This is a genomic window from Streptomyces sp. NPDC058464 (assembly GCF_042721035.1).
GTDB lineage: Bacteria > Actinomycetota > Actinomycetes > Streptomycetales > Streptomycetaceae > Streptomyces.
Genome location: NZ_JBHXMA010000082.1, coordinates 5,277 through 8,860 on the forward strand (window position 1 = coordinate 5,277; position 3,584 = coordinate 8,860).

The window sequence follows — 3,584 nt, forward strand, 5'->3', positions numbered from 1 at the left end:
CGCCCGCCACCGCGGGGCTCATAGACCGCTGCGGCGCGGGGCCCTTCGACCCGCCACCCGCCGTCACCCCGCGCGCGGCGCTCACCCGTTGACGCCACAACAGCCGGCCCGTCGACGGCACCACGGCTCGCCCGTCGACGGCACCACAGGACCGCGGATCCCCGCCACCCGCGAAAGCCCACCCCGCCGTTCCCACCCCGCTGTGACGTGTGGCACGATGCAGGCCACCCCCACCGGCACAGGCCTCACAGGAGACACTCCTAGTGCAGCAATCCGTGGTCCCGGAGCTCGCTCACACCGACACACGCCCCATGCACTGGCTGGCCACCGCCGCCGCCGTGGCCGGTGTCGTCGCTCTGTCGTCCCTCTTCCAGCCGGGCTCGGCCAAGGCCGCGCAGCCCGCCGCCTCGGCCGGGACGAAGCCGGCCCCCGCGGCCGCCGCGCCGCCCAGCACCACCGGCGTGGACTTCCCCCTCGACTGCGGCCCCGTGAAGGAGCTGGTCGTCAAGAAGGCCACCGGGGACCTCGACGGCGACGGCAGGCCGGAGACCGTGGCGGTGGTCCACTGCGACTCGGCCATGGGCACCCCGCCCGACGCCGTCTACGTCCTCACCCAGGCCGCCGGCGCCGGCAGCCCCCGTGTCGTCGCCACCCTGGTCGACCCCAAGGACCGGTACACCGTGACCGACTTCGCCGTCTCCGGCGGAGCGGTCACCGCCACCCTGCTCGGCTATTCCTCGGACAATGTGCCCAGTTGCTGCCCGGACCTGAAGTCCAGTGCCAAGTGGCAGTGGAACGGCCACGCGTTCGTCCGCTCCACCCCGGCGGCCGCCCACAGCGTCTGACGGCCGCGCAGGCCCGAAGGGCCCGGCGCCGACGCCACGCGGGGTGGCCGGAAAGTCACTCCGCGTCCGGCCCGTACACCTCGACACGGTCCGCGACCCGGCGCACGTGGATGCACTCGCCCGGACACTCCCGCGCCGAGTCCACCACGTCGGTGAGCAGCGGCAACGGCACCGGTACGGTCGCCCCCTTCGCCTGCAGCAGCTCGTCGTCGGAGCTCTTCACATAGGCCAGGCCGTCGATGTCCAGCTCGAACACCTCCGGGGCGTACTGGGCGCAGATCCCGTCCCCGGTACACAGATCCTGGTCGATCCAGACCTCGAGCGCCTCGTCGCCGGCCAGGGCCTCCTGCTGCACGGTCATCTCTCCTGCCGTCGAAAGCGCCGGACGGCCGGACCCGGGGGTCACCCGGTCCCGCCCCGGCGGGTGTTGAACGCCTTCGACCCTACCTCCGGCCCGCAACGGCCCGCGCATCCTCCTCGTGCGCCCTCCCGGCGCGCCCCCGGCCCGCGCGCACGGCGCCTTCCGCGGTGCGGGACGGCGGCGCCCGGCCACCTGATCGATCGACTTGAGCCAACCCGCGACCCACTCCGTTCATCACGCGCCACATCCGAGCGGTCGCTCTGTGTAAGAAATCCGCCACCGGGGCACAACCCCTGAACCGGCACTGGAGCGGACAACTCCGGTCAGTAACGACGGGTTTTGACCACTCCGGACCTGGAACACGCCGCTTCTGAATCGCGTTGAGTGGGTATCCACCCGGCACGAGGGAGAACGCAATGGGTGACCGACGACACACCTTGACAGTCTTTGTGATCTAGGGGTTTCAATCGACACCCACCCAGGTAGGGTCTGGAAGCGTCCAGCTCCCCTTGGAGGAGGTGAGGACCGTGGCAGCCCACGACGACGACATGAACCGCGGCATCCGCCCGGGACGAGGGTCCGACGACCCGTCCGAGCAGATCGCCTATCTTGAGCAGGAGATCGCCGTCCTGCGACGCAAGCTCGCCGACTCTCCGCGACACACGAGGATTCTCGAAGAGCGGATCGTCGAGCTGCAGACGAACCTGGCCGGCGTGTCCGCCCAGAACGAGCGACTCGCGAACACCCTGCGCGAGGCCCGCGACCAGATCGTGGCCCTCAAGGAGGAGGTCGACCGGCTCGCACAGCCGCCGGCCGGCTTCGGTGTCTTCCTCACGGCGAACGAGGACGGCACCGCCGACATCTTCACCGGCGGCCGCAAACTGCGGGTGAACGTCAGCCCAAGCGTCGACCTGGACGACCTCAGGCGCGGCCAGGAAGTCATGCTCAACGAAGCGCTCAACGTGGTCGAGGCCATGGAGTACGAGCGCGTCGGTGACATCGTCACCCTCAAGGAGATCCTCGAGGACGGCGAGCGGGCCCTCGTGCTGGGCCACACCGACGAGGAGCGCGTGGTACGGCTCGCCGAGCCGCTGCTGGACGTGAACATCCGGCCCGGTGACGCCCTGCTGCTCGAACCCCGTTCCGGCTACGTCTACGAGATCGTCCCGAAGAGCGAGGTCGAGGAGCTCGTCCTCGAAGAGGTCCCCGACATCGGCTACGAGCAGATCGGTGGTCTCGGCGGCCAGATCGAGGCCATCCGCGACGCGGTCGAGCTGCCGTACCTCTACCCGGACCTGTTCAAGGAGCACGAACTGCGCCCGCCCAAGGGTGTCCTGCTCTACGGACCCCCCGGATGCGGCAAGACGCTCATCGCCAAGGCCGTCGCCAACTCGCTGGCCAAGAAGGTCGCCGAGGTCACCGGCCAGGCCCAGGGCAAGAGCTTCTTCCTCAACATCAAGGGCCCCGAGCTCCTGAACAAGTACGTCGGCGAGACCGAGCGGCAGATCCGTCTGGTCTTCCAGCGTGCGAGGGAGAAGGCCAGCGAGGGCACCCCCGTCATCGTCTTCTTCGACGAGATGGAGTCCCTGTTCCGGACCCGCGGCTCCGGTGTCAGCTCGGACGTGGAGAACACCATCGTCCCCCAGCTGCTCGCCGAGATCGACGGTGTCGAGGGCCTGCAGAACGTGGTCGTCATCGGCGCCTCCAACCGCGAGGACATGATCGACCCCGCCATCCTGCGCCCCGGCCGGCTCGACGTGAAGATCAAGATCGAGCGTCCGGACGCCGAGGCGGCCAAGGACATCTTCGGCAAGTACCTCACCGAACGCCTTCCGCTGCACGCCGACGACCTCGGTGAGCACGGCGGCAGCAAGTCGGTCACGGTCGAAAGCATGATCCAGACGGCCGTGGAACACATGTACGCCGAATCCGAGGAAAACCGCTTCCTGGAAGTCACCTACGCCAACGGCGACAAGGAAGTCCTCTACTTCAAGGACTTCAACTCCGGCGCGATGATCGAGAACATCGTCGGCCGTGCCAAGAAAATGGCGATCAAGGACTTCCTCGACCACAACTCGAAGGGTCTCCGCGTCTCCCACCTGCTCCAGGCCTGCGTGGACGAGTTCAAGGAGAACGAGGACCTGCCCAACACCACCAACCCCGACGACTGGGCCCGGATCTCCGGAAAGAAGGGCGAACGGATCGTGTACATCCGTACCCTCATCACCGGAAAGCAGGGCGCGGACACCGGACGCTCCATCGACACGGTGGCGAACACCGGACAGTACCTGTAAAACACAGGGCGGCTGGGGGGGGCCCCACCCGGCCCCCCCCCCCCCCAGTTTTTAGGGGCACAAACCCGAACCACGCGGGCCACG

At 68.6% G+C, this 3,584-nt stretch carries 3 protein-coding genes; 2 read left to right on the forward strand and 1 reads right to left on the reverse strand.

The genetic code is table 11. From position 1 onward, the window contains the following. Positions 1 to 263: 263 nt before the first annotated feature. Entirely contained in the window at positions 264 to 845 is a 582-nt protein-coding gene (locus tag ACFWPQ_RS50090) for a hypothetical protein (RefSeq protein ID WP_384051528.1), read from the forward strand. Positions 846 to 900: 55 nt separating this feature from the next. Here the strand turns inward: ACFWPQ_RS50090 and ACFWPQ_RS50095 are convergent, their stop codons facing one another. Further along, complete coding sequence (locus ACFWPQ_RS50095; RefSeq protein WP_384051531.1) at positions 901 to 1,206, reverse strand: ferredoxin; 306 nt, start codon at positions 1,204 to 1,206, stop codon at positions 901 to 903. A gap of 527 nt (positions 1,207 to 1,733) precedes the next feature. Here ACFWPQ_RS50095 and arc point away from each other — a divergent pair. After that, on the forward strand, positions 1,734 to 3,500 hold the full coding sequence (gene arc / locus ACFWPQ_RS50100) for a proteasome ATPase (protein WP_361291555.1): 1,767 nt from the start codon (positions 1,734 to 1,736) through the stop codon (positions 3,498 to 3,500). Positions 3,501 to 3,584 lie beyond the last annotated feature (84 nt).